The organism is Proteus appendicitidis, assembly GCF_030271835.1.
In the GTDB taxonomy this organism is placed as follows: Bacteria; Pseudomonadota; Gammaproteobacteria; order Enterobacterales; family Enterobacteriaceae; genus Proteus; species Proteus appendicitidis.
Genome location: NZ_CP127389.1, coordinates 1,027,065 through 1,047,470, shown reverse-complemented (window position 1 = coordinate 1,047,470; position 20,406 = coordinate 1,027,065). Strand labels below are relative to the sequence as shown.

Below are 20,406 nucleotides of genomic sequence, written 5' to 3'. Positions count from 1 at the left end.
AATATATAGAATGCTAATCATTATCATTAGTATTAATGTTTTCGGAGTGATATTTTCATGGCTTCCGCATTTAAAGTTAAATAATAAAAAACTAAAGGGTTCTACTGTGTCTAATAAAAACTGCGTTGCTAGTGTCTTTCTCGCTTTACCGTTAAGTTTACTCTCTGTTCAAATTCACGCGGCAGTCAATAAAAATGTACCTGAAAAGATAATTGTTACCGCATCTCCATCACAAGATCCTCAAGCACCGATTTCCGGTTTTGTCGCAACAAAAACATTATCAACAAATAAAACATCGACTGAAATTGAAAAAACACCGCAATCTATTAGCGTGATCACCCGTGATCAAATGGATGCTCAAGATGTCAGTTCAGTTTCTCAGGCGTTACGTTATACACCCGGCGTTTTCACAGAATATCGTGGAAGTTCTAATCGTAATGATGAAGTTTTTATTCGTGGTTACAGCTATGCACCACGTTTTCTTGACGGCCTAAGCTACGGAATGGGAGCATCATCATCAACGGGTGCAATTGATCCATGGCTATTAGAACGCGTTGAAGTTGTTAGAGGACCTGCATCTGTTCTTTATGGTCAAGTAAACCCAGGTGGCATTGTCGCAATGACAAGTAAAAGACCCACTGCATCCCCTATTCGTCATATTCAAGTACGTGCAGGCAACGATAAATTAGCAGAAACCGCTTTTGATTTTTCAGGGGCATTAAGTGATGATAATCGTGTACTTTATCGTCTAAACGGTATTGCAAAAACCCAACACACACAAATAAAAAACTATAAAGAAGAGCGTTTTGCACTTGCTCCTGCGATTACGTTCTTACCTAATGAACAAACTCGCTTAACGCTATTAAGCTTTATTCAGCAAGAGCCTGAAGCGGGATATCGTAATTTTTTACCTGCCTATGGTACGGTTAAAAGCACTCCCGCTGGTACAATTCCCTTTGATTTTGATGTCAATAATCCCGATTACCATAAATCATGGCGTCAACAATATGGTATAGGTTATGAATTCGAACACGAGTTTAATGACTCATTAAAAATTGTACAACATGCTCGATATAGCCATATTAATCAAAAATATAAATACCTTGTATTTGGATCTTTAAGAAAAGATAACCCTTATGTTCTTGAGCGCAGAGCGCAACAAGAGCAGCGAGAAACAGATACTTTAGGAATAGACACTCGTTTACAAGCCGACTTTACTACTGCAAAACTGAATCATACTGTGATTGCAGGTATTGATTATCAGTGGAGTAAAGATCAAGATAACTTACTCCGTGCAATGGGTCCTGAGTACGATCTTGATTGGCGTGATCCTAATTATCACTACCCAATTGATATGAGCTTACAAAAACCCGCAACCGATCAGTTACAAAAACGTGATCAAGTCGGGTTGTATCTACAAGATCAGATCCAATGGAAAAATTGGATCTTACTTGCAGGCTTACGCCAAGATTGGGCTCAAGTTCGGACTCATGATTTCTTAGCTAAAAGCTATGATCAACAAGATGATCATAAATTAACGGGTCGCGCAGGGCTTCTATATGCTTTTGATAATGGTATTTCTCCTTATATTAGCTATAGCACCTCTTTTGAGCCTAATTTACAAACTCGTCGCGCACCAGGTACAGCACCATTTGATCCGAGTGAAGGTCGTCAATTAGAAGCGGGGATCAAATACCTCACACCAAATGAACAAACATTGGCAACACTCTCTGTTTATCAATTACAACAACGCAATGTAACCAACTACAATGCTGAAAAAGCATATTTCGAACCTGTGGGTGAAATTAGAAGTCGTGGTGTTGAAGCGCAAATTAATAGCCAATTAACTGAAAATATTTCATTTATCAGCAGTTATGCTTATACCGATACTGAAGTAAGAAAAACCATTATTGAGGGAACACAAGGAAAAGAGCTTCCTCGCGTTCCTAAGCATATGGCATCACTTTGGGGTCAATATGATGAAACATCTGGGTTATTTAATGGGGCTAAAGCTGGCGTTGGTGTGAGATATGTGGGTGTATCTCAAGGTGATACTAAAAATACAATTAGTGTACCGGCTGTGACTCTTTACGATGCGATGATTGGTTATTCATTAGGTGAGCTATCACCTTCTTTAAAAGGTGCTGAAATTCAACTTAATATGAATAATATTGCAAATAAACACTATGTTGCATCTTGTGCTGGTGATAGTGCATGCTTTTATGGGATTGGCAGAACAATGACAGCAACAATGAATTATCGCTGGTAATACCATATAAATTAACCGTATAGATTATCTACATAAATTAACTGCGTTAACCATAGCCTGTCTGTTGATCGGCTATGGTTTTTTAATTCTTACAGTGCTAAAAGAAGTTGTCGCTCTATTTGTGGATCTTGTAAGGTGACATGAAATCCAATTAGTCGTACACCTCGACCATTTCTGCGTTCATGCCATGCTTGGTAGGCAATATTTATTAAATCGGCTTTTTCTAAAATAGGATGAGTATGCTCTTGTGTCGTTAATTGAAAATCATCAAATTTTAGTTTAACGCCTTGCCTTGCTATCCTTAAATCAGGCTTCACTTTTGTCAGTCGCCTTTCTAATTCGCTATATAACCCGTCAAGTAATGATAAGCAATCATCCCAAGAATTAATATCTGAGGCAAAAGTACGCTCAACTCCGACTGATTTTCTAAGTCTGTCAGGATTAATGTCACGCTCATCAATGCCATGACTGCGTTCCCATAAATTTTGACCAAATTTCCCAAGCACTTTTACTAAAGAAATAACATCAGTACGGCGAATATCTGCACATGTTTCTAAGCCCATTTCTTGTAAGCGAGCAAATGTCACCTTACCTACCCCTGGTATTTTATTAAGCGGTAATTTTAAAATAAAATCATCGACTTGCTCAGGTGTAATAACAAATTGCCCATTTGGTTTGTTGATATCAGAAGCAATTTTTGCAAGAAATTTAATCGGTGCAATCCCTGCGGATGCCGTGAGATTTAACTCATCAAAAATTTGTTGGCGAATTTCTTGAGCGATTAAGGTTGCTGAGCCATGACAATGCTGACTATCAGATACATCAAGATAAGCTTCATCGAGTGAAAGAGGTTCAATAAGGTGAGTATAACGAGAAAAAATTTGGCGGATCTTTGCTGATATCTCTTTATAGAGGGGCATTCTGCCGGGTAAAACTTTTAAGTGAGGGCATAACTTCAACGCCGTTGCTGTTGACATAGCACTACGGACACCAAAACGACGGGCAGGATAATTCGCGGTGCAGATAACACCTCGGCTAGAAGCATTGCCTCCTACCGCAATTGGGATCTCTTTTAGTGCTGGATTATCTCGCATTTCAATCGCAGCATAAAAACAATCCATATCAACATGAATAATTTTACGCATACAATCACCTCACTTTATTTACTGTTTAAATATACAGTAAATAAATATTAACTACAATTTTTATTCCTTCTCATCTCCCTCTATTGAGGTGTATTTCTCATAAAAATCTGAATTAGTCTGTTTATTTATAGAATTGTCACAAAGTGGTGATAGATTGTTTTTGCTCTCTGATTAATTACATTAATTTTAAATATTGTTTTGTAACTACATATAAAACAAGGAAATGTTTTTCATGATCAAATTATTCATCGCTATTTCTCTCTTTTTTTATTCTGTAATTCTTATGGCATCTCCTAAAATTATCGCACATCGAGGTGGCACCGCTGATGCCCCTGAAAATACTGAAATTGCTATAAAAACAGCCCTTGCTAATCAAGCTGATGCAATTTGGATCACTATTCAATTATCGAAAGATAATATTCCTGTCCTTTATCGCCCTAGCGATTTAAAAAGCTTAACGAATGGGCAAGGTAGTGTGTCTGACTTTACTGCACAGCAGCTTAAACAATGGGATGCGGGCTATAAATTTGGTGAAGCACAACAATTTCCTTATCGAAATAAAGGTGTCACCATTCCAACATTGGATGAAATCTTAACTCAATTCCCCACAACACAGTTTTATCTTGATTTAAAATCACCTGATGCTGATCCAGCAATCCAAGGTGAAGCATTAACTACCGTACTTCGTAATCATAATGCACTGGATAGAACCCGCGTTTATTCTACAAATACCGCATTTCTTGACGCCTTACCAACTGATGTACAACGTTTTGAAAGTCGTGATATCACTCGTGATATTTTAGCCAACATCACAATGAGCCATGTTTGCCTACTACCTGAAAATTTAGATATTACTCGTTGGTATGGGCTGGAGCTTCACCGCAAAGTAGAAGTTGTTGAGAAATACACATTAGGTGAAGCACGCTCAGCATCGGTTCTGAGTTGGGATAAAGATGCCATGTCTTGTTTTCGTGCTGGTGGCAATGCTCATATTGTTCTTTTTGGGATCAATACAGAGAAAGATTATATTCAAGCCACAGAATTAGGCGCTGATGCAGTTATGGTCGATTCACCCGCAAAGATGAAAGCATTTAGAAAAGAGTAAGCGCCTTCGCTTTTAGCTTCGTTTTTTTAGAAACAAATAAAAAAGAGTGATGTAAACAGATACACCACTCTTTTTTTATTTTTATCTCTTACTTAAAGAATTCTATTTTTATTAAGTAATTCTTCTCTTGCGACATCTTTTGCCATACGTTTTTTACGTGCATCACAAGGTTCGGGGCAATCACACTCTTTTTCTATGCCCATAGCGCCTAAACCGCCACAGCTACCTTGAAGGCTTTTACGTTTTACAATATAGCCTAACGCCATACCAAAAAAGGCAATCAAGAATAAGATGAAGGCAAATAGAAATATTTTTAACATAACCTTCTCTCCTTAAATTCTACTTTTTCAAGAATGGGATGAATGCTTTACTATAACGCTCTTCAAACCCATTTTCAGTTTTCACTATCATAAAGACAGGAATATTTAGCTCATTTGCTACTGCTAACCCTTTTTCAGGTCCTAAAACGTTCAATCCTGTCGAAAGACCATCTGCACTCATGCAAGTTGGCACAATCACAGTAATAGAAACAAGGTTATGTTTAATAGGATGACCTGTGGTTGGATCAATAGTATGAGAAAAACGAACCCCATTTTCTTCAAAATAGTTACGATAATCACCAGAAGTGGCTATTGAGTTATCACCCGGTTCAATAATTAGCTGAACACTCTGTTTTGTGCCATCACTCGCCGGTTTTTCAATCGCTATACGCCAAAGCTTGTCATTACCATTCATGCCTTGGGTTCTCACTTCACCACCAATATCAACCATATAGTTAGTAATATTCTGTGAAATTAAATATTCAGCCACAGCGTCAACGCCATAGCCTTTAGCTATTGAAGAGAGATCGACATAAAGTTCAGGGATCTTCTTAATTAATGAATTACCTTCAACAGCAAGGTAATCAATTCCAATCCATTGTTTACGTTTTTCTAATTCATCTTCAGAAGGCTGATGCGTAAATCGACCTTCTGGGCCAAATCCCCATAAATTAACTAACGGCCCAACAGTCACATCTAAAGCACCATCAGTTATTTTATTAATACGGATAGCTTCACTGACTACTTTAGCTGTCGCGGGTGAAACAGGGAATGGAGTATTAATTTCACGACTTTGATTGAAACGGCTGAGTTCAGAATGAGGACGATATGTTGACATTTGATCGTTAACTTCTTCAAGAATACGATCAATCTCTGTTTGTAAGACGTTTTGTGGAGGTGAATTACTGTCAGGAACATATTTAATCGAGTAATAAGTTCCCATGGTTTCACCTTCTAATACCTGTTGCTTTTCACCACATGCAGATAATAGAACTAATGCAGACAGCATCACTACCCAATTGATCATCTTTCTTTTTAACATAACTCTCTCTTCTGATCATGAGCGCCCACATAAGTGGGCGCTTGTCATTTCATTCATTTATGCTTTATTGGAAGTTAGGATTTAGGATCAACCCCCAAAGTCATCCAGCATAATGTTTTCATCTTCAACGCCTAAATCTTTGAGCATTTTAATCACTGCTGCGTTCATCACTGGCGGTCCACACATATAGAATTCACAATCTTCTGGTGCTGGGTGATTTTTGAGGTAGTTCTCAAACAACACATTGTGAATAAATCCAGTATAGCCAGTCCAATTATCTTCAGGCAGTGCATCTGAAAGCGCAACATTCCATGTGAAGTTTTCGTTTTCTTTTGCAAGCATATCGAAATCTTCTGTGTAGAACATTTCACGAACAGAACGCGCACCATACCAGAAGCTGATTTTACGTTTAGAATGTAAGCGCTTTAATTGGTCGAAGATATGTGAACGCATTGGCGCCATACCCGCACCACCACCAATAAAGATCATCTCAGCATCGGTTTTCTTAGCAAAGAATTCACCAAATGGCCCTGAAATTGTCACCTTATCACCCGGTTTTAATGACCAAATATACGATGACATAATTCCTGGTGGCACATCAGGATTACGTGGCGGAGGTGTTGCAATACGCACGTTTAACATGATGATGCCATGCTCTTCAGGGTAGTTCGCCATTGAATAAGCACGTACAGTAGTTTCTTTAACCTCAGAAACATAACGGAACAAATTAAATTTATCCCAATCTTCACGATACTCTTCTGGTACATCAAAATCTTCATAACGTACCGTATGAGGAGGACATTCAATTTGAATAAACCCACCAGCACGGAAAGGTACAACCTCACCTTCAGGAATTTTTAACACTAATTCTTTAATAAAAGTGGCTTTATTATCATTTGAGATAACTTCACATTCCCACTTTTTAACACCAAAGATTTCTTCTGGTAATTCTAATTTCAGGTTGTTTTTTACGTTTACCTGACACGCTAAACGACAACCTTCTTTAGCTTCACGTTTGTTAATATGTGAAAGTTCTGTCGGTAAAATATCACCGCCACCTTCCAGCACTTTAACGCGGCACTGACCACAAGAGCCACCGCCACCACAAGCTGAAGAAATAAAAATACCTTCGTTTGATAATACGTTAAGTAATTTATCACCTGCTGGTGCATCAAAACTTTTTTCTGGGTCTCCATTGACCTCAACTGAAATATCCCCTGTATTGACCAGTTTTGATTTTGCAAACAAAATCAACGCTGTTAATACCAATACAATCAGGGTAAACATCACGACACCTAGAATAATTATATCCATGAGTTCTTCTCACCCTTTATAGCTGAACACCAGAGAAGGACATGAAACCTAATGCCATCAACCCTGTGGTGACAAAAGTAACGCCTAACCCTTTCATACCTGCCGGTACATCCGCGTACTTCATTTTCTCACGGATAGAAGCCAGTAATACGATGGCTAACATCCAACCAATCCCAGAGCCGAAACCATAAACAATCGATTCACTAAAGTTATAGTCACGTTGTGCCATAAATGACACACCACCGAAAATGGCGCAGTTAACGGTAATAAGTGGCAAGAAGATCCCTAGTGCGTTATACAGCGAAGGGAAATAGCGGTCTAAAATCATTTCTAGGATTTGTACCAGTGCCGCAATCACACCAATGAAAGTGATAAAGTTTAAGAAACTTAAATCAACACCTTCCATTAATGCATTATCACGTAACACATAGTTGTAAACCAAGTTATTCAACGGTACAGAAAGACCTAGAACAACGGTAACAGCGATACCTAATCCAAACGCTGTTTTTACGTTTTTAGAAACGGCGAGGAATGTACACATCCCTAAGAAGAATGCGAGCGCCATATTCTCAATAAAAACAGCACGAACAAACAGGCTTATATAATGTTCCATGGCGATTAGTCCTCTTCAACCTGTGCAGGTTTTAATGTACGTAATCCCCAAATTAGCAAACCAATAATAAAGAACGCACTTGGTGCTAACAGGAATAAACCGTTTGGCTGATACCAACCACCATTTTGGATAGACTCCATCACTGTAATGCCGAATAATTTACCAGAACCAAAAAGTTCACGTAAAAAACCAACAAGGATCAAGATAACGCCATATCCTAAGCCGTTACCAATACCATCCATAAAGCTTTCAATAGGAGGTGCTTTCATCGCATAAGCTTCAGCACGCCCCATTACAATACAGTTAGTAATAATAAGACCAACGAAAACAGAAAGTTGCTTAGAAATTTCATACGCATAAGCTTGCAGTATTTGGTCAACAACGATAACTAATGAAGCAATAATCGCCATTTGAACAATAATACGAACGCTACTTGGTATGTAATTACGAATAAGTGAAATAAAGAAGCTTGAGAATGCAGTAACCAGAGTTACCGCAATTGTCATCACCAATGCGGTTTCAAGTTTTGTTGTTACCGCCAATGCAGAACACACACCTAATACCTGTAAGGCAATCGGGTTGTTATCTAACAATGGCCCAAGTAAAACTCGTTTAATTTCTTTTGTATCAGCCATTGATCTCTCCTTCACGCACTTTTTTCAGGAATGGGCCGAAACCTTTTTCGCCTAACCAGAAGTCGAACATATGCTGGATACCATTTGAGGTCAGCGTCGCACCAGAAAGCCCATCAATACCATAAGGGTTGCCAGCTGCTGCGCCACTACGCACAATCTTAATAGCAGGTACGCCTTCTTCATTAATTAAGCGCTTACCTTTCCATTGTGCTTTCCATTGTGGGTTATCAACTTCACCACCTAAGCCCGGTGTTTCACCATGAGCATAATAGGTAATACCTTTAGAAGTCACACCATCAATATCAACCGCAATAAATGCATACATCACAGACCATAAGCCAGAACCATAAACAGGTAGAACGACTTCAGTCGTTTTGCCTTGTTCATCAAGAACAAAATATACTTCTGCGGTATTTGAACGTCGGCGAATTTTTGCAAGATCTTCTTCTGGAGATAATGCAATGGAAGTATCATCACTACGTAATGCCGCGTTTAAATCAAAATTGCCTTTACTATCAGTCAGTTCACCTGTCTGGAAATTAACAATTTTGGCTTTAATGCGAGTGTCATACACTTTCAGTACATCTGCCGCACTCATTTTAGGTACGAGCAGACCCGCAACATCAAGAATATTACGTTGTTTATCAAGAAGTTTTTGCTCTTCTTGTTTAGACTTCAGTCCAACGGCTGCTCCTGCTACTACCACGGAACACACAAGACATAGAATAAATACAACGAGGAACGTTCTTGCGACGCTATCTTTGTTTTTCTCTTTAGCCACGAGCTTGTCTCCGCTTAATATTCGCCTGAACAACCACGTAATCAAACAGTGGTGCAAATAAGTTTGCGAATAAGATTGCCAGCATCATACCTTCTGGGTAAGCCGGATTGACGACACGAATAAGCACAGCCATTACGCCAATCAAAATACCGTAAGCCCATTTACCTTTATCGGTAAACGATGCGGATACTGGATCTGTTGCCATAAACATCATACCGAAAGCAAAACCACCTAATACTAAGTGCCAGTGCCAAGGCATTGAGAAGAGAGGATTAGTATCTGAACCAATAAAATTAAACAGGTATGACATTGCAATCATACCCACCATTACCCCAGCAACAATACGCCATGAAGCAATGCGAGCAAAAAGAATGACAGCCCCACCGATTAAAATCATCAGTGTTGAAACTTCACCTATCGATCCTGGGATATATCCAAGGAAAGCATCCATCCAAGAGATAGGTTGTTGAGTGACGGTATTTAATAACGCACTTTGACCCGATACAGACCATTGTGATAATGGTGTCGCACCAGAGAAGCCATCAGCCGCAGTCCAAACCAGATCACCTGAAATTTGAGCTGGATAAGCAAAGAACAGGAATGCACGACCTGCTAATGCCGGGTTTAAGAAGTTACGCCCTGTACCACCAAAGATTTCTTTCGCGATAACAACACCAAACGTAATACCTAATGCAGCCTGCCAAAGTGGTAATGTTGGCGGTACGATCAAGGCAAATAAGATTGATGTAACAAAGAAACCTTCGTTAATTTCATGGCCACGAATAAAGGCAAAAAGAACTTCCCAAAATCCACCCACCGCAAAAACAACAAGATAAATAGGTAAAAAGTAAGTTGCACCAAGTAGCATCTTACTTGCCCATCCAGCATCTGTTGTTAATGATGCGCCAAGGAATTCAGCAAGGCGATAGTGCCAATCTGAAGCAATGATTTGCTGTAATTCTGCACCGCTATATAACTGATTCAGCGCAGGGATAGCTTGATGACCGACATTATACATTCCCCAAAACATTGCTGGGAAAACAGCCAACCAAACTAAGATCATCATGCGTTTTAGGTCAATAGTGTCACGAACATGCCCACCATTACGCGTGACAGTACCTGGCGTATAAAATACCGTGGTCACTGCTTCATAAAGTACGTACCATTTTGCTAATTTGCCTCCAGGCTCAAAATGGTGCTCTACTTTTTCAAACAAATTTTTCAAACCCATGAGTTACCCTTCCTGCTCAATTTTGGTCAAGACTTGGCGCAGTGCTGGGCCATACTCATATTTGCTTGGGCAAACATAAGTACATAATCCCAAATCTTCTTCATCCAATTCCAAACAACCTAATGCTTGAGAACTGTCAGTATCACCTACAACTAAATCACGTAATAAATGCGTTGCCATAATGTCTAACGGCATTACACGCTCATAGTTACCAATTGGTACCATTGAACGTTCGCCACCATTCATTGTGGTTGTAAATGCAAAGCGTTTATTTTTTAAGAAGTGACCGATAGTTGTACGAGTGATAGAAAATTTATCGCTACCCGGCATACCCCAACCAAATAACTCTTTATCACGACCTTCTCGTAATACAGAAACTTGGTTATGGAAACGACCTAAATAGTGATGAGCCTCATCAGATTTCCATCCCCATAATACAGAGCCAGAAATAATGCGGTTTTCACCATCAACTAATTGATCTTTAGTTAACTCATAGAGATCAGCCCCTAAACGAGTACGCACTAAACGCGGTACTTTTACTTGAGGGCCAGCTAATGCAACAACACGTTCTGTATATAAAGAACCTGTTGTAAACAAATAACCAATCGCAATGACATCCTGATAATTTAAATGCCAAACCATTTTCTTAGCACTCACCGGCTCTAAAAAATGGATATGTGTACCGACTAATCCTGCTGGATGTGGTCCTGCAAATTGGTTATAGCTAATTTGTCCATCATTTAATTTTGTAGGTGATTTTTCACCATGACAAACATAGACTTTGCCTTCGGTTAAACGAGTTAAAACAACAAGACCATCATTAAATGCCTTCTCATTTTGCTCAATAATAACCATAGGATCTGCTGCAAGCGGATTTGTATCCATTGCAGAGACAAAAATGGCGACAGGTGTTGTACCTAAATGCGGAGTCCGGCTATAAGGGCGAGTCCTTAATGTAGTCCACATTCCCGAATCAACGAGGTTAGTTTCAACTTGTTCGCGGGTCAGGTCTGAGAGCGTTGAGCTATCATAACGGTTAAAGGTGATTTCTTCGTCGCCATCAATTTCGATAACGATAGATTGGAACACACGACGTTCGCCGCGGTTAATTGCAACGACTTTACCACAAGCTGGGCTGGTGAAAACAACACCGGCATTCTTTTTATCTTCAAAAAGAATTTGCCCTTTTTTTACATGCTCACCTTCCGAAACCATCATAGAAGGACGCATACCAACATATTCTTCACCTAGCAATGCTACGTGTCGAATCGCGGGGCCGTCTTCTATCACTTGGGCAGGCGCTCCTGCAATTGGGAGGTCGAGTCCTTTTTTAATTTTAATCATAAGATTTGCACAAGTTTATCAGTTAAACCCTAAGCTACAAATTCACCCCGAAAATGTAGCGACTCTGTAATAAAAACATCTTAAGGCATTTTTAAACCCTAAGTTATTTATCTCCGATAATTGTTACTATTTTCTCTTATTCTGCCGAACTGAATTTTATCATCTCAGCCTAAACCTGTCTGACTATTCGAGTGATTTAGCTCAAGCAAATGGGAATATTATTTTGACTGAAACGTTAACAACTCGTATAAACCGAATTAAAATATCATCTTTTTCGACGAGCGCTTAAATTTCATACGGAATATTTTGTAAAAGAAAAGAAACCATATCAGATTTTAATTTACAAATTTATTGCTTCATAGCAATCTAAGATCTACTTTATCAACAAATTTTAAGCTATTTTTCTGATAAAACCATGACCAGTCACGCAAAACAACTAATCAGTTTTTTAACATTAATGTTAATTTCCTTATTAGTTAACGCTGAAAACAATTCAAGTTTTCTAATGAAACCTGTTAAAAAAAGTACAGGGCAGCCTATCTATATTCAGATTTTCAAAGAAGAAAGCTTACTTGAACTTTATACAGAAAAATTAGATGGGCAATTAGAAAAAGTACGTACTTACCCTATTTGTAGCTATTCCGGAGGTCTTGGGCCTAAAAAGTTTCAAGGTGACTTAAAAAGCCCTGAGGGTTTTTATCAGGTTAATTTCTCACAATTAAATCCGAATAGTCGATTTTACCGAGCAATCAACCTGGGATTTCCTAATCAATATGACAAATCAAAAGGATATACAGGTGATTTTTTAATGATCCACGGGGCATGTAAATCGGTTGGTTGCTATGCAATGACTGATCCTGTGATGGATGAAATTTATCAGTATGCTGAATTGGCGCTACTAGGGGGTCAATCTACGATTAATATTCATATTTTTCCATTTAAAATGACCGCTGAAAATATGAAAAAACATCAGTATTCAAAAGATATGGATTTCTGGCAACAACTTATGCCAGCCTACCAATATGTTGAAGAACGCAAACAAATCCCATCTGTTACCGTTCAAGATGGGCGTTATTTCGTTAATAGCACGTTGACTTCACCTAATAGTGTCAATCCTATCCTTAACTTATCGCAAAATAGTGAAAGCAAATGGTTACAGAATACGCACACCACGATCAAATAAGACAAACTCGCCAGCGGGAATACGCTGCCAAGATTCATTTCCAGTCAATGGTAATGTTGAAATAACAGAAACCACATCATCTGATTGTGTGTGTTGCTGGAAATCGATTTCTACATCTTGATCAAGTAATTTCGCTTTGCCGAAAGGCGCTTTACGTGTGATCCAATGTAAATTAGTTGAACAATATGCCATTACAAACCGACCATCTGACAACAGCATATTAAAAACCCCTTTTTGCTTTAATTGAGAGGCTAAAACAGCGATAAAACGAAATACAGCAGACCAATTCGCAGGGGTTCTTTTATAGCGATTATCGAGCTGATTTAAGATCCAGCAAAATGCTTTTTCACTATCCGTCTGCCCAATGGCTCTAAAACGCCCAGTATCAAGAGATTGATAACCTTTTAGTTGACCATTATGTGCATAAGTCCAGTTTTTTCCCCATAATTCACGGGTAAAAGGATGGGTATTTTCTAAAGAGACATTACCTCGATTCGCTTGGCGAATATGAGCAATCACAGCCTCTGATTTAATAGGGTATTCTTGCACAAAGCGAGCGACTGGTGAAATTGCGCTAGCTTGAGGATCTTTAAATGTACGACATCCCAATCCTTCATAGAACGTAATTCCCCAACCATCTTTATGAGGTCCTGTCTTACCACCTCTTGGAATTAATCCACTTAGACTGAAATTAATATCTGTCGGTACATTTGCACTCATGCCTAACAACTCACACATCGCTCACTCCTTCTTGCTGATATTTCTTGCTAATTTATAGCAATATCAACAAATTATTTTTCCATTTCTTTTTCAATTAATTGGATCAGAATATGGATAACTTTAATATGAATTTCTTGAATACGATCAGCGTAACCGAAATGAGGTACACGAATTTCAATATCGGCTGTACCGTCCATTTTTCCGCCATCTTTACCTGTTAGCGTAATGACTTTCATGCCTTTTTCACGCGCAGCACTAATTGCTTTGATGATATTGCCTGAATTGCCTGAGGTTGAAATACCCAGCAGAACATCACCTTCTTTACCCACAGCTTCAACATAGCGGGAGAAGATATATTCATAGCCAAAATCATTACTTACACATGAGATATGGCTTACATCTGAAATAGCAATGGCAGGATAACCAGGGCGATTTTCGCGATAACGTCCAGTTAATTCTTCTGCAAAATGCATTGCATCACAATGAGAGCCACCATTACCGCAAGATAATACTTTACCGCCTGCTTTAAAAGAATCTGCTAATAATACTGCCGCTTTTTGAATAGCTTCAATATTTGCATCATCTTGAAGAAAACGAGAAAGTGTATCTGCTGCTTCTGTTAATTCACCACGGATAAGATCTTGGTACATAGGATTTTTACTCCAGAAAGGGTAATCGAAATTTTCTGTTTCTCAGTGTAACGGATTAAATGTCATGAAAGAAGATACTGATTATCGACAAATGCTAACTTCTCTCATTTACGAATAATTTGTGAGCTATATTGTAATTAGAATGTAAATATATTGATAAAAGTTAGTGACTGGATTAGATCTAAATAACAAACAACAGGTCTGACCTCTGATCTCTTGCTAAATACAGGAGTTTATTATGACACTACTCAGTATCGTACTTTTTATTGTTCTTATTGGTGTACTTAGTTATCGCAAATACGGTATCGCAATAAGTAGCTTCGCACTTATTGCTTATACATTAGTCATGGGTGTCGCCAATATTTGGAGTTACTGGTTACTCCTTCCCGTTGCATTGGTTTTATTACCCTTTGCTATCCCTTCTATTCGTAAAGCCTATATCTCAGTACCTGCACTTAAAGCATTTCAAAAAGTCATGCCTTCTATGTCTAAAACTGAACAAGAAGCTATTGATGCGGGTACAACATGGTGGGAAGGCGAGCTTTTCCGAGGCGCTCCCGATTGGAAACAACTTCATAATTACCCTAAACCACAGCTAACTGCGGAAGAGCAAGCTTTCCTTGATGGACCTGTCGAAGAAGTTTGTCGCATGACAAATGACTTTGAAATTACTCATGAACTAGCTGACTTACCTCCCGAAATTTGGCAATACCTTAAAGATAATCGCTTCTTTGCGATGATCATTAAAAAAGAGTACGGCGGGTTAGAATTTTCAGCCTACGCTCAATCACGCGTATTGCAAAAACTATCAGGGGTATCTGGTATTTTAGCCATCACGGTTGGTGTACCTAACTCTTTAGGTCCCGGTGAGCTATTGCAACACTACGGTACTGATGAACAGAAAAAACGTTATTTACCAGGTTTAGCTAAAGGTGATGAAATTCCTTGTTTCGCCTTAACAAGCCCTGAAGCTGGCTCTGATGCTGGCTCTATTCCTGATAGTGGTGTTGTCTGTATGGGTGAATGGCAAGGCGAGCAAGTACTTGGTCTTCGTTTAACATGGAATAAACGCTATATCACGCTTGCTCCTATCGCGACCGTATTAGGATTAGCATTTAAATTACGCGATCCTGACCATCTATTAAGTAATGATGAAAATCCAGGCATTACCTGCGCGTTAATTCCAACTGATGTCAAAGGTGTTGAAATCGGTCATCGTCATTTCCCATTGAACGTACCCTTTATGAATGGGCCGACGCGTGGTAAAGATGTTTTTGTTCCTATCGATTACATCATTGGTGGGCCAAAAATGGCTGGTCAAGGTTGGAGAATGCTGGTGGAATGTCTTTCTGTTGGTCGAGGCATTACTCTACCTTCAAACTCTACTGGTGGGTTAAAGAGTGTGGCAATGGCAACAGGTGCTTATTCTCGCATCCGTCGTCAGTTCAAAATTCCAATTGGCAAAATGGAAGGTATTGAAGAACCATTAGCACGCCTAGCTGGTAACGCCTATCTTTTAGATTCTGCAGCGACCTTAATTACTACGGGTATTATGCTGGGAGAAAAACCCGCTGTATTATCAGCTATCGTGAAATATCACTGTACTCATCGAGCGCAACGTGGCGTTATCGATGCAATGGATATCGTTGGTGGTAAAGGGATCTGCCTTGGGCCATCAAACTTTGTTGCACGTTCTTATCAAGGCTCTCCAATTGCCATCACAGTTGAAGGTGCCAATATTTTAACTCGTAGCATGATCATTTTTGGTCAAGGTGCTATTCGTTGCCATCCTTATGTATTAGATGAAATTGCAGCGGCACGAGATAATAACCTACATGATTTCGACCGCGCTTTATTTGGTCATATTGGTCATGTGGCAAGTAATACCTTACGTAGTTTATGGTTAGGTATCACTAATGGTCGATTAAGTCATTCTCCAACTAATGATGAAACCCGTCGTTATTATCAACAAATTAACCGCCTAAGTGCCAATATGGCGCTATTGTCTGATGTTTCAATGGGCGTTTTAGGTGGAAGCTTAAAACGTCGTGAACGTATTTCAGCACGTTTAGGTGACATATTAAGTCATATCTTCCTCGCTTCTGCCGCTCTTAAGCGTTATGAAGATGAAGGACGCCATACTGCGGATTTACCTCTGGTACATTGGAGCGTAAAAGAGTGTTTATACCAAGCTGAAAATGCAATTGATGAACTGCTACGCAATTTTCCAAGCCGTGTTATCGCAGGAACTATGCGTGCAATTATTTTCCCACTGGGTAAAGCTCAAAAATTACCATCAGATAAATTAGATAGCAAAGTAGCACAACTTATTCAACAACCTTCTGAAACTCGTGATCGCATTGGTAGAGGTCAGTACTTAACACCGAGCGAGCATAATCCACATGGTTTAATGGAAGAAGCACTACTGGATATCTTAGCCGCTGAGCCTATTTTTGACCGTATTTGTCGCCTTTATGAGAAGAAGTTTAGCTTTACTCAATTAGATAAATTAGCGGACAAAGCACTGGCTGATAAACGCGTAACTCAAGAAGAAGCCGATATCTTACGTAAAGCAGAACAGAGCCGCTTGCGGAGTATCAATGTTGATGAGCTTGACTTTGATGCATTGGCGGTACCTGCAAAAAAGCCGAAAGCTGACAAAGTCAAAACAGACAAAGCTGCTTAACAACAGATATAAAGGGAAATACTCCCCCTTGATAAAACACAAACACCTCATCACGGTTAGTCATGAGGTGTTTTTTTATTTTTCAATAAAGCATGTTTAATAAAAAGAATAAATTAGAGATCTAACTCCAACGCTAATAACTCTTCTATTGTTTGGCGACGACGAATTAATTGAGGAACACCCTTTGTTATCAGTACTTCAGGAATAAGTGGTCGGCTATTATAATTAGATGACATTGAAGCACCATAAGCCCCAGTATCATGAATAACTAAATAATCACCGACCTGTGCTTGAGGCAATAAACGAGGTGTGACCATTCCTCCCTCTTCTTGAGTGAAAACATCTCCAGATTCACACAAAGGACCTGCCACAATCGTCTCTTGTAATTCTGTCATTGGTTTTATTTGACCATGACTATCTAAAACTGAAATGTGATGATAACTGCCATACATTGCAGGACGCATTAAATCACTAAATCCAGCATCCACCAGCACATAATGACGGCTTCCCATTGATTTAACGGCTCTTACTTGTGAAATCAATACACCTGATTCCGCCACTAAGAAACGTCCCGGCTCGATTTCTAACTCAACAGAATGCCCTAAGTGTTGTGCAATACGATGACGTGCCTTATCCCATAAAGAAAAATAGTGATCTAAATCGACTTTTGCATCACCCTCTTGATAAGGCGTTGATAATCCGCCTCCTGCCGAAATAGCCTGAATATCAACTTGAGAGGTAAGCACTTGCTCTACCATAGCATCACAGACACTAGAAAGATGTTGATAATCAACACCAGAGCCAATATGCATATGAAAACCGACTAAAGTTAGATTGTATTGTTGGATCACCGCTAACGCTTCAGGCACATCTTCATACCAAATACCATGCTTACTGTTTTCTCCACCCGTATTGGTTTTTTGGCTATGCCCATGACCAAATCCGGGGTTAATTCTAATCCACACCGCATGCCCTTGATTGCGTTCACCTAATTGACGAAGCATATCAATAGAGCCAGCATTAACAGGAATATCTAACTCCACAACACGTTCAAGGGTTCTTTCATCCAGTAAATCAGCCGTAAAGACAATCTCACTTTTTTCTCTGCCAGCTTGATAACCCGCAACTAAAGCACGTTCAATCTCTCCTAATGACACTGAGTCCACTTTCACACCCTGTGCTTTCATTAAACGTAAGATATGAATATTGGAGCATGCTTTTTGAGCAAACCGAACCACATCAAAAGATTTAAGCTGAGCAATACGCTGAGAAATTGTATCGCCTTGATAAATCCATAATGGCGTTCCATAAGTTTGTGCTAATTGGTATTGAGCCATAGTTATTGATGTTGTCATGTTATCTACTCATAAAAGTCGCGGGTGAATAAATTCATTATTTATTAACTTAAAAGGGAATAAAAATATCAAATAAGCTACACTCTATTCATCTGTGATATAGGAATGGACAATGAAAGCTCCTTTTAATTGGCGGCATATTGAAATTTTTCATGCAGTGATGACCACTCAGAATCTGACTGAAGCCGCAGAGTTACTGAAAACATCACAACCCACTGTCAGTAGAGAGTTATCTCGTCTTGAGCATCTATTAGCATTTAAATTATTTGATAGAATAAAAGGCCGTTTACAACCCACAACTGAAGGGTTGCGCTTTTTTGAGGAAGTACAGCGTTCTTATTATGGCTTAGATAGAATAATTAACGCTGCTGAAAACATTCGCCATTTTAACCAAGCAGAATTGAATATCACCTGTTTGCCCGCATTTGCTCAATCATTGTTACCTTCAATTTGCCGACAATTTCTAGATACATATCCTGATGTTAACTTAACCATTGTTCCTCAAGAATCCCCGTTATTAGAAGAGTGGCTATCGGCTCAACATTATGATTTAGGATTGACTGAACACACACAAACACCTGCGGGCACCCAACAAGAAACTGTACTTACACTCAATGAAGTCGCTGTTTTACCCAAGTCTCACCCATTGTGTAACAAGCCATTGTTAAATCCTGCTGATTTTCAAAGTCAGCATTTTATTAGCTTGTCAGCCAATGATAGCTACCGACAATTGATTGATAGCGTTTTTATTAAAGATGGAATTACACGACAGCTAGTGATGGAAACGCAAAGTGCTGCCTCTATTTGTGCCATGGTGAGTGAAAATATCGGCATTTCAATTGTTAACCCGATTACTGCACTTGATTACTTAGATAAGCCTATTTGTCTTCGTCCTTTAAGCTTTTCAATCCCCTTTACCATCAGCTTAATTACCCCATCACATCGCCCTTCATCACAACTTGTTGCCTATTTTATTGATGTGATGAAAAAGACATTATCAGACTACCCTAAGCGACTAACCCAAGCTTTTACCCGATAAAGCAAGCCAATAAGGTGATGATGAAAACCACTCTACTAAGAAATCCAACAATACTCTGACAGCCGCAGGCATATTTTGTCGGCTCGCTAAAACTGCATAAATTCCCATCGGCAGCGCTTGATAGTCAGGCAAAACTTGTTCTAATTCACCGCTTTCAAGATAAGGTTTGGCTGAATAATAAGGTTGTAGCGATATACCTACTCCTTTTAATGTAGCTTGCAATAAAACAACCGATTCATTTGCACTTAAATTACCGCCAACAGGCACTGAATAACGTTCATCACCTAAATTAAATTCCCACAAACTACGCCCAAAAAATCGATAAGTTAAACATTGATGCTGAGCAAGTTCATCTGGCGTTTGAGGTATGCCTTTTTTTGCTAAGTAATCTTTATGCGCACACACCACCGAAAGGCATGTTGCTAGCGAGCGTGCGATTAAATTAGGTTCAAGGTGATTTGTAATACGCAATGCAATATCAATACGTTCTTCCACCAAATTCACGGTTTGATTGGTAATTTGTAAATCAACCGCAATTAAAGGATAACGTTGCATAAACTCGCATATCGCTACTGACAAAATACTATTTGCTAATGATTGTGAACTGGTAATACGAACAAGCCCACTGATTTGATGACGTTCTTTCGGAATATTGGCAGGAATACGTTCAGCCATTTCTAATAGCTGTAAACTCTGTTCATATACCATTTCACCTACTGATGTTAGGCTTTGTTTGCGTGTCGTTCTGTGCAATAAACGCACCCCTGCCCACTCTTCCATTTCATTTAAATATCGCGTCACCATCGCTCTAGACATACCTAGATAATCAGCAGCTTTTATCATGCTTCCCTGCTTCACAATGGTGACAAACACTTCTGATGCTTTTATTTTATCCATTTCATTTGCTCGATTTACGCAACAATCAATTGCCTAAAATAGGGTTTTTCTCTTGTTTTATGCAACATATTATAGTC

The 20,406-nt window shown here is 39.1% G+C and carries 18 protein-coding genes; 5 read left to right on the top strand and 13 right to left on the bottom strand.

The features are described 5' to 3' along the window. Positions 1 to 106: 106 nt before the first annotated feature. The gene (locus tag QQS39_RS04805) at positions 107 to 2,269 is read left to right on the top strand and encodes a TonB-dependent siderophore receptor (protein ID WP_285805485.1); all 2,163 of its coding nucleotides are present in this window, start codon (positions 107 to 109) and stop codon (positions 2,267 to 2,269) included. A gap of 89 nt (positions 2,270 to 2,358) precedes the next feature. On the opposite strand, the gene dinB is transcribed toward QQS39_RS04805, so the two are convergent. Beyond that, positions 2,359 to 3,414: a DNA polymerase IV gene (gene dinB, locus QQS39_RS04800; protein WP_285805484.1), complete on the bottom strand. Its 1,056-nt coding sequence runs from the start codon at positions 3,412 to 3,414 to the stop codon at positions 2,359 to 2,361. A 232-nt stretch (positions 3,415 to 3,646) separates the two neighbouring features. On the opposite strand from dinB, the gene QQS39_RS04795 reads away from it, so the two are divergent. Continuing rightward, the gene (locus tag QQS39_RS04795) at positions 3,647 to 4,519 is read left to right on the top strand and encodes a glycerophosphodiester phosphodiesterase family protein (RefSeq protein WP_285805483.1); all 873 of its coding nucleotides are present in this window, start codon (positions 3,647 to 3,649) and stop codon (positions 4,517 to 4,519) included. A gap of 92 nt (positions 4,520 to 4,611) precedes the next feature. Here QQS39_RS04795 and nqrM read toward each other — a convergent pair whose 3' ends face one another. The 8 genes from nqrM to QQS39_RS04755 form a co-directional block, all read right to left on the bottom strand. After that, the gene (gene nqrM / locus QQS39_RS04790) at positions 4,612 to 4,839 is read right to left on the bottom strand and encodes a (Na+)-NQR maturation NqrM (RefSeq protein WP_151434493.1); all 228 of its coding nucleotides are present in this window, start codon (positions 4,837 to 4,839) and stop codon (positions 4,612 to 4,614) included. A 19-nt stretch (positions 4,840 to 4,858) separates the two neighbouring features. Further along, positions 4,859 to 5,881 carry an FAD:protein FMN transferase gene (locus QQS39_RS04785; protein WP_285805482.1) on the bottom strand — a complete coding sequence of 341 codons (1,023 nt, stop codon included), beginning with the start codon at positions 5,879 to 5,881 and terminating at the stop codon, positions 4,859 to 4,861. 87 nt (positions 5,882 to 5,968) lie between these two features. After that, positions 5,969 to 7,195, bottom strand: a complete 1,227-nt coding sequence (gene nqrF / locus QQS39_RS04780) for an NADH:ubiquinone reductase (Na(+)-transporting) subunit F (RefSeq protein ID WP_151434491.1) — start codon at positions 7,193 to 7,195, stop codon at positions 5,969 to 5,971. Between the two features lie 16 nt (positions 7,196 to 7,211). After that, entirely contained in the window at positions 7,212 to 7,808 is a 597-nt protein-coding gene (gene nqrE, locus QQS39_RS04775) for an NADH:ubiquinone reductase (Na(+)-transporting) subunit E (RefSeq protein ID WP_151434490.1), read from the bottom strand. A 5-nt stretch (positions 7,809 to 7,813) separates the two neighbouring features. Continuing rightward, entirely contained in the window at positions 7,814 to 8,443 is a 630-nt protein-coding gene (locus QQS39_RS04770; protein ID WP_151434489.1) for an NADH:ubiquinone reductase (Na(+)-transporting) subunit D, read from the bottom strand. Then, the gene (locus QQS39_RS04765) at positions 8,436 to 9,224 is read right to left on the bottom strand and encodes a Na(+)-translocating NADH-quinone reductase subunit C (protein WP_285805481.1); all 789 of its coding nucleotides are present in this window, start codon (positions 9,222 to 9,224) and stop codon (positions 8,436 to 8,438) included. The genes QQS39_RS04770 and QQS39_RS04765 overlap by 8 nt, the downstream gene beginning before the upstream one ends. Continuing rightward, a complete protein-coding gene (locus tag QQS39_RS04760; RefSeq protein ID WP_151434487.1) occupies positions 9,217 to 10,455 on the bottom strand; it encodes an NADH:ubiquinone reductase (Na(+)-transporting) subunit B in 1,239 nt (412 codons plus the stop codon). The genes QQS39_RS04765 and QQS39_RS04760 overlap by 8 nt, the downstream gene beginning before the upstream one ends. A 3-nt stretch (positions 10,456 to 10,458) precedes the next feature. Then, complete coding sequence (locus QQS39_RS04755) at positions 10,459 to 11,799, bottom strand: Na(+)-translocating NADH-quinone reductase subunit A (protein WP_285805480.1); 1,341 nt, start codon at positions 11,797 to 11,799, stop codon at positions 10,459 to 10,461. Between the two features lie 415 nt (positions 11,800 to 12,214). Between QQS39_RS04755 and QQS39_RS04750 the strand changes: the two genes are divergently transcribed. Continuing rightward, the gene (locus tag QQS39_RS04750; RefSeq protein WP_285805479.1) at positions 12,215 to 12,982 is read left to right on the top strand and encodes a L,D-transpeptidase family protein; all 768 of its coding nucleotides are present in this window, start codon (positions 12,215 to 12,217) and stop codon (positions 12,980 to 12,982) included. On the opposite strand, the gene QQS39_RS04745 is transcribed toward QQS39_RS04750, so the two are convergent. Both QQS39_RS04745 and lpcA read right to left on the bottom strand, forming a co-directional pair. Beyond that, positions 12,953 to 13,720, bottom strand: a complete 768-nt coding sequence (locus tag QQS39_RS04745) for a class II glutamine amidotransferase (RefSeq protein ID WP_109373915.1) — start codon at positions 13,718 to 13,720, stop codon at positions 12,953 to 12,955. The two genes, QQS39_RS04750 and QQS39_RS04745, sit on opposite strands and share 30 nt — an antisense overlap. 53 nt (positions 13,721 to 13,773) lie before the next feature. Continuing rightward, complete coding sequence (gene lpcA, locus QQS39_RS04740; protein ID WP_006534804.1) at positions 13,774 to 14,352, bottom strand: D-sedoheptulose 7-phosphate isomerase; 579 nt, start codon at positions 14,350 to 14,352, stop codon at positions 13,774 to 13,776. A gap of 238 nt (positions 14,353 to 14,590) precedes the next feature. Between lpcA and fadE the strand changes: the two genes are divergently transcribed. Next, the gene (gene fadE, locus QQS39_RS04735; protein WP_285805478.1) at positions 14,591 to 17,038 is read left to right on the top strand and encodes an acyl-CoA dehydrogenase FadE; all 2,448 of its coding nucleotides are present in this window, start codon (positions 14,591 to 14,593) and stop codon (positions 17,036 to 17,038) included. A gap of 113 nt (positions 17,039 to 17,151) precedes the next feature. Here fadE and lysA read toward each other — a convergent pair whose 3' ends face one another. After that, positions 17,152 to 18,393: a diaminopimelate decarboxylase gene (gene lysA, locus QQS39_RS04730; protein WP_285805477.1), complete on the bottom strand. Its 1,242-nt coding sequence runs from the start codon at positions 18,391 to 18,393 to the stop codon at positions 17,152 to 17,154. A 112-nt stretch (positions 18,394 to 18,505) separates the two neighbouring features. On the opposite strand from lysA, the gene QQS39_RS04725 reads away from it, so the two are divergent. Next, entirely contained in the window at positions 18,506 to 19,432 is a 927-nt protein-coding gene (locus tag QQS39_RS04725) for a LysR family transcriptional regulator (RefSeq protein ID WP_285805476.1), read from the top strand. On the opposite strand, the gene QQS39_RS04720 is transcribed toward QQS39_RS04725, so the two are convergent. Next, entirely contained in the window at positions 19,409 to 20,329 is a 921-nt protein-coding gene (locus QQS39_RS04720) for a LysR family transcriptional regulator (RefSeq protein WP_285805475.1), read from the bottom strand. The two genes, QQS39_RS04725 and QQS39_RS04720, sit on opposite strands and share 24 nt — an antisense overlap. Between the last annotated feature and the right edge of the window lie 77 nt (positions 20,330 to 20,406).